Source organism: Marinilabilia sp., assembly GCF_016278715.1.
In the GTDB taxonomy this organism is placed as follows: Bacteria; Bacteroidota; Bacteroidia; order Bacteroidales; family Marinilabiliaceae; genus Marinilabilia.
Genome location: NZ_JADQBH010000163.1, coordinates 24451 through 30450, shown reverse-complemented (window position 1 = coordinate 30450; position 6000 = coordinate 24451). Strand labels below are relative to the sequence as shown.

At 43.0% G+C, this 6000-nt stretch carries 3 protein-coding genes; all 3 read right to left on the bottom strand.

From position 1 onward, the window contains the following. The coding region (locus QZZ43_RS10440; RefSeq protein ID WP_367221483.1) for an IPT/TIG domain-containing protein at positions 1-531 on the bottom strand (531 nt) is incomplete at its 3' end. Positions 532-560: 29 nt separating this feature from the next. Then, positions 561-2261 carry a RagB/SusD family nutrient uptake outer membrane protein gene (locus tag QZZ43_RS10435; RefSeq protein ID WP_291858729.1) on the bottom strand — a complete coding sequence of 567 codons (1701 nt, stop codon included), beginning with the start codon at positions 2259-2261 and terminating at the stop codon, positions 561-563. 81 nt (positions 2262-2342) lie between these two features. Beyond that, positions 2343-5579 carry a TonB-dependent receptor gene (locus tag QZZ43_RS10430; protein ID WP_291858726.1) on the bottom strand — a complete coding sequence of 1079 codons (3237 nt, stop codon included), beginning with the start codon at positions 5577-5579 and terminating at the stop codon, positions 2343-2345. Positions 5580-6000: the final 421 nt, after the last annotated feature.

Below are 6000 nucleotides of genomic sequence, written 5' to 3'. Positions count from 1 at the left end.
AGGAATATTTCCGGGGAAGGTTACCTCCAAAGGTTTGTTTTCATCGCCCAGGAAATAGTTCCCTCTGATAATTGCAACATTGCCGGCAGGAACATATTCACATTTCATTGAGGCGAGCAGTGGTTTTGGCACCTGCACTTCAAAATCGTATGTGTATTCTGTTCCACCTGCTGTGACCAAACGAATTTTATTGCTTACCTCTTCCGGAATTGCATTTGGAATGGTAACAATGATGGTTTCGTTGGTAATATAATTCTTGTTCAGTTTGGCAGACTGGTCGTTAAACCAAATTTCTACCACATCGCCCAGACCTTCTCCAACCATAGCAATGGTGCTGCCCAAAAACGCACGGACAACCAGAGAGTCTGAAGCCATCGGATCGGTTACCCGAACATATTCAATTTTGGGAGAATCTCCCGAAACATCATCCGAGTCATCATCGCAGGAAGAAAACATCGTTCCCGCAAACAATCCAGCTAACAAAAGCAACACCAGTGTAAGTGGCATGCCTTTTTCTATATGTTTTTTCATATTCTTCATTCTTAAAATTTGACTAAGATTTAGTACGGAATAGTCTCGAAGTCGAATGGAACCGCACCCTCACTCAACCAGGGGTTCATGGACTTATCAATTTCAGGGAAAGGAAGTGTAAAGTCCATTGCGAAAATATTCACTTTAAAAGAGTTAACCGTTATATCCGATTCAGGGGTTTCTCCCTTGTAATACTCATACAAACCGCCACCATAGCTACCCCGCTCCTGCGAGTTAATCCACTCAATGGCCTTATTAGGGTTGTAATACGATAGTCTTACATAATCGTACCAGTTGTCTCCCTCCAGAGCAAACTCTTTTCTGCGCTCGTCGAAAATCATTTTGAAATCCAGTTGCGTTACAGGCGAAGCCCCGGGGATAGCACGCTGACGAACAGCATTGAAATACTTCAGCGCTTCTGCATCGGTTGTGGTCTCGCTATTGCCAAGAATCGCTTCAGCATAAATCAGGTAAACATCTGACAACCTCAAAATGTGGGTTGCAAGGTCAGTCGCCATGCGCTGTCCGAGGTTCCCGTTTTCAGCAGCATGATCTCCCTCGTAATGACCAACGATATGCTTCACAATGTTAGCGCCGGTTGGAACACCAAATGTAGCGCCGGCAATATTGTTATCATTGTCCATAGTAGCAGTAAAACCACCCTCATGGCGCCAGAAATATTCGTAGTGGTCTCCCCACATCATCATAGTGGCCTTACGTCGGGTATCATCATTCTGACGATTCTGACTAAGAGCATTTTCACCAAAAAGATTTTGAAGGTCGATGGTGATTCCCCTCCAGGAACCCCAGGTATCACCGGCAATTCCGGTAAAATTGCTCAGTGCAACATCCGACTGGATAGAATTCTGTGAAGTCCAGGTACTGGAAATGGTCCATCTCCATGAGATAAGGTTCTCAGGGTTGTAGTTTCCTGTACTAATTCGGAATAAGTTGCTGTAAACAGGCTCCAACTGACCGGGATAATTATCAATCACCTGCTTGGCATATTGCTTTGCAAGGTCAAGATATTGCTGGTCACGAGAACCGTTTTGTCCTAATCCGGAGCGAGTCAAATAAACTTTAGACAACAATCCCATTGCTGAATATTTATGAATGCGTCCCTCTTTATTCTCTTCAGGAAGAAGCTCAATTGCTCTTACCAAAGTGCGTTGTATGTATTCATAAACATCTTCCAGCCGGTTTTTCCGAAGCTGATTGGCTGTTCCGGCTCCAATGATTTCTGTATTGCTGTGGATAATTGGCACAGCACCCCATATACGAGCAAGGTAAAAGTAGGCCAGCGCTTTCATTGTCATGGCTTCACCAATCACTGTATTTCTAACTTCTTCACTAACCTCGGGCCCTGCCTTGCTGTTCACATTTTCGATAACAGCATTACAGTGGCCATTAACCAACCAAAGAGAATTGGATGCATTCACCAAGTCAGCATCGGTTGAGTTTAGGTTGAAATTCTGATATATCGTTTCAGTTCCGGTATAAACATTTCCGGCAAGCTGGTCTCCAATCCACAGGAATCCACGCTGGAAATCATACCAGGGGGAGTTGTAGAGAATGTTTGCCGCCTGGAAACATTGCTCATCCGTTTGATAAAAATTATCAATCGTAAATGAATCCTCCGTCGGCCTGTCAAGAAAATCTTCACAGGAGGTGGCAGTAATCAATAAAACTGCCAGGATCCATAACACTTTATATTTCATTAGTCTTTTCATGTGATTACAATTTTCTAAATTATGTAACATGTAACGTCCCTTCTGTCGAAGGTTGTGTTTCATAATCACGTTCATCATTAATTAAAATGAAACATTCAAGCCAACAGTATAAATGCGCGGGGCAGGATAACGTCCGTTATCCAAACCGTAAACATTTTGACTGGTCTGACTGGCACCAATTTCAGGATCAAAACCCGAATATTTGGTGATTGTGTAAAGGTTTTGAACTCCGGCAGAAAGTTTCAAGTTGTCAATTCCCCAACGGGAAGTAACACGCTTGGGTACATTGTAAGCCAGAGAGATATTCTTAAACCTCAGGTAAGATCCATCTTCAATATAGCGATCGGAGATACGCATATTGTCATTAGGGTCACCGGCAATAGCTCTTGGCATATTGTCTTTACCCATTTGAACGATTTGCACGTTATCAATATCGTTATACCATCCTTCAACCTCATTTATAGGCCCAAGTATAGTACGATCAGTAACCTCAGCCAACTGATTGTCCCACAGGTTGTCCATACCAGAAAGGCTGCGTCCGATGTAATTCAGAACTTTATTACCATAGTTTCCAGTCATAAAAACAGTTAACTCCATATTCCTGACCCGTAAAGTATTGTTCCATCCAAAAGAAAAGGTTGGCCATGGAGAACCCAGAAAGGTACGGTCGTTTTCGTCAATCACACCATCAGGCTTACCGTTGGGTCCTGAAATGTCCTGGAATTTCAGGTCACCCACCCAGGTGGTAGTAGCTCTGTTCCAGTTCAATTCTCCGGTTCCTGAGTCTGTTGCAGGATATGCTTCCTGGCGGGGACTGTTTACGATATCCTCTTTACTTGTGAATACCCGGTCCACTTTATAGCCATAGAAGCCATAAAGAGATTGTCCCAGTTTGGTCATAGATACCACATCGCTCCATTGGCCGTAACCTTCAATGCTGGCTGACGGAGTTCCCGTAAGTCCCAACAGCGTATTATCGTTCATAGTAAAAGTAACTCCGCTTTCCCAACGAACCATAGGGGTCACGACAGGTCTTACATTCAGGGTAATCTCCACTCCTTTGTTTTCGATTTCGCCAAAGTTTCCTGAAGGAGGATTCAACCTGGAAGATTCATTTCCACGAGTTCCCATATAAGAAGGCAACTGCATGGCCATCAACATATCGGATGATTTTTTCTGATAAAGGTCAACAATCACATCAATACGATTATCAAAGAACCCAAGATCAACACCTAAGTTATACTGTTCCTGCTTCTCCCATTGAATGTATGGGTTGGCAATATTACTCTGGCGATATCCGTCTCCCAATCCTGTCGGCATTTTGGTTATAGAGGCTCCCCATTGGTATCCACCAATGCTGGCATTACCTGTCTGCCCCCAACCTGTACGGATTTTAAAACTGTTTACAATATGACTTATGCCATCCCAAAAAGGCTCATCAGAAACCCGCCACATACCAGAGAGGGCATGAAAAGGGGCCCATCTGTTTTCAGGGCCAAAGTTTGAAGACCCGTCATAACGGAATGTGTAAGTCATATAATACTTACTCCGGTAATTGTAAGTTGCTCTTGAGAAGAAAGAAGCCATAGATCCACTTCCAAATCCCGAACCAACAATCATCGTATTATTATCACCCAGACTGGGAGAATGAATAAGATTACTCGGCAATGCACTACTAGAACCACTAAGGTTTTCCCAGGTAGATTCGGAAACTTCCTGACCAGCCATCAGACTGGCATTGTGATTTCCAAAAGACCGGGTGTAGGTCAGATAATTCTTCAATTCCCACCATCTGTTTTTGTTGTATTGCCAGCGCGAACTATTTTGCGTATTGGCCACATTGCCATACTTATAAGTTGGGGTGAAGGTATATGCATTGGTATTACCAACATCCATTGAGGCTTCAGACCTCAGGGTTAACCCGTCAATAAAAGTGATATCACTGTAAACATTGGCGGTCATATTCGTTCTTTCCAGGCGAATTTCTTCATCCAGTGCTTTTGCAATGGGATTGATTTTGCCCGGAGAGCCTTCACGTTCATCACCAGACCAGCTTCCGTCCACATTATAAACGGGAACGTCTGGTGAAGTCTTAAGTGCTACATTAATAATACCTTCATCACTGTTGTTCAGCCCCAGTTGATCTTCGCTCTGCGCAAAAGTAATGTTTGTACCTATTGTCCACCAATCTTTCAATTCAGCATCTAGGTTCACACGACCGGTAAAACGCTCATAACCGCTACCAATAACTGTACCTTCCTGATCGAAATAACTTCCGGAAATAAAATATTTGCTTTTCTCTGTTCCTCCGGAAGCACTTATCTGATGGCTTTGCATTGGGGCGGTACGGAAAACGGCATCCTGCCAATCGGTTCCCGCTCCTAAAAGACTCGGATCCAGAAGTTCTTCGCGGGATTCTCGACCTTCTGTTTCGGCTGCAATATTGTTGCTGTAGGATGCAAATTGACGGAGATCCATCACGTCTATCTTTTTTGCCTGTTCCTGAATACCGTATTGGAAATTATAATTGAAACTGGCATCGCCGGTTTTCCCCCTTTTAGTAGTGATCAGAACGACTCCATTGGCACCACGTGAACCATAAATGGCCGTAGCAGAAGCATCCTTCAGTATCTCCATAGATTCTATATCGGCAGGGTTGATGTTTGACAATCCACCTCCGAAAGTACTCACAGGTGCATTTCCAAGACGGTCTCCCAGGCCAACACCATGTCCACCCTGACTTACATTTTGTACTTGCACGCCATCAATCACATAAAGTGGTTCGGCAGAGCCAGCACTTAAAGTACTCTGTCCACGAATACGAACTGAAACAGAAGCTCCTGGTTGTCCTGATGTGGAAATAGAAGTAACACCTGCTGCCCGTCCCTGCAATGCCTGATCAAGGTTGGCAGAAACCGATTGCTGCAAATCCTCTCCAGACACGGAGACACTGGCTGTGGAAACATCACTCTTCTTCATGCTACCATAACCCACCACCACCACTTCATCGATAGAGCGAGTCTCGGGTTCCATTTGCAAATCAACCACCGAGCGGTCACTTACATCAATTGTTTGGTTTTCAAATCCAATAAACGAAAACTGAAGAACGTTTTGTCCTTCCTCAAGGTTAACATTATAGTTACCGTCCATATCCGTAATGGTACCCGATGTGGTACCTTCAATAACAACGGACACACCGGGAAGCGGTGCCCCGGTTTCGTCAGTAACGTTTCCTGTTACTGTTCTTCCCTGCCCAAAGGCTATCACCTGAAAGGCAAGAAAAAACATAGCTAAAAAAAACCGCAGATTTTTTCTCATAAGAAACAAATTAAAAATTAACTGTAAATCTATTTTTGGTCAGAAAGCATTTTTACACTTTTTCACATTACAAATGTATTACAACACTTTTCACATTTCTAATACTTTTTTATCACTTTCTGTTATTATTTCACAAATTTTCAAACTTATTCTGTTTTCTTTCAACCTTCCTTTGCCTGATGCAAAACCATCAAAAAACCAGGTAATGCCCTTATTATTAACAGACCAAAGAAATACTTACCAAAGAATTACCCATTCTCAAGGAATCAACAAATTCACTTTTATGAAATACTATTTTATCAAAAAATCAATAAAAACAAGGGTTCGCCCCACTTAACTTTTCTCACATTTTTAGAAACTGAAAACAAGGTGCACAACAAACACTTAACAAGAACACCCAATTGATGCCTAACAAACCACG

Excerpts from the sequence above, each read along its gene's own strand:
- QZZ43_RS10435 (WP_291858729.1), bottom strand. The coding sequence starts at position 2,261 with ATGAAAAGACTAATGAAATATAAAGTGTTATGGATCCTGGCAGTTTTA.
- QZZ43_RS10430 (WP_291858726.1), bottom strand. The coding sequence starts at position 5,579 with ATGAGAAAAAATCTGCGGTTTTTTTTAGCTATGTTTTTTCTTGCCTTT.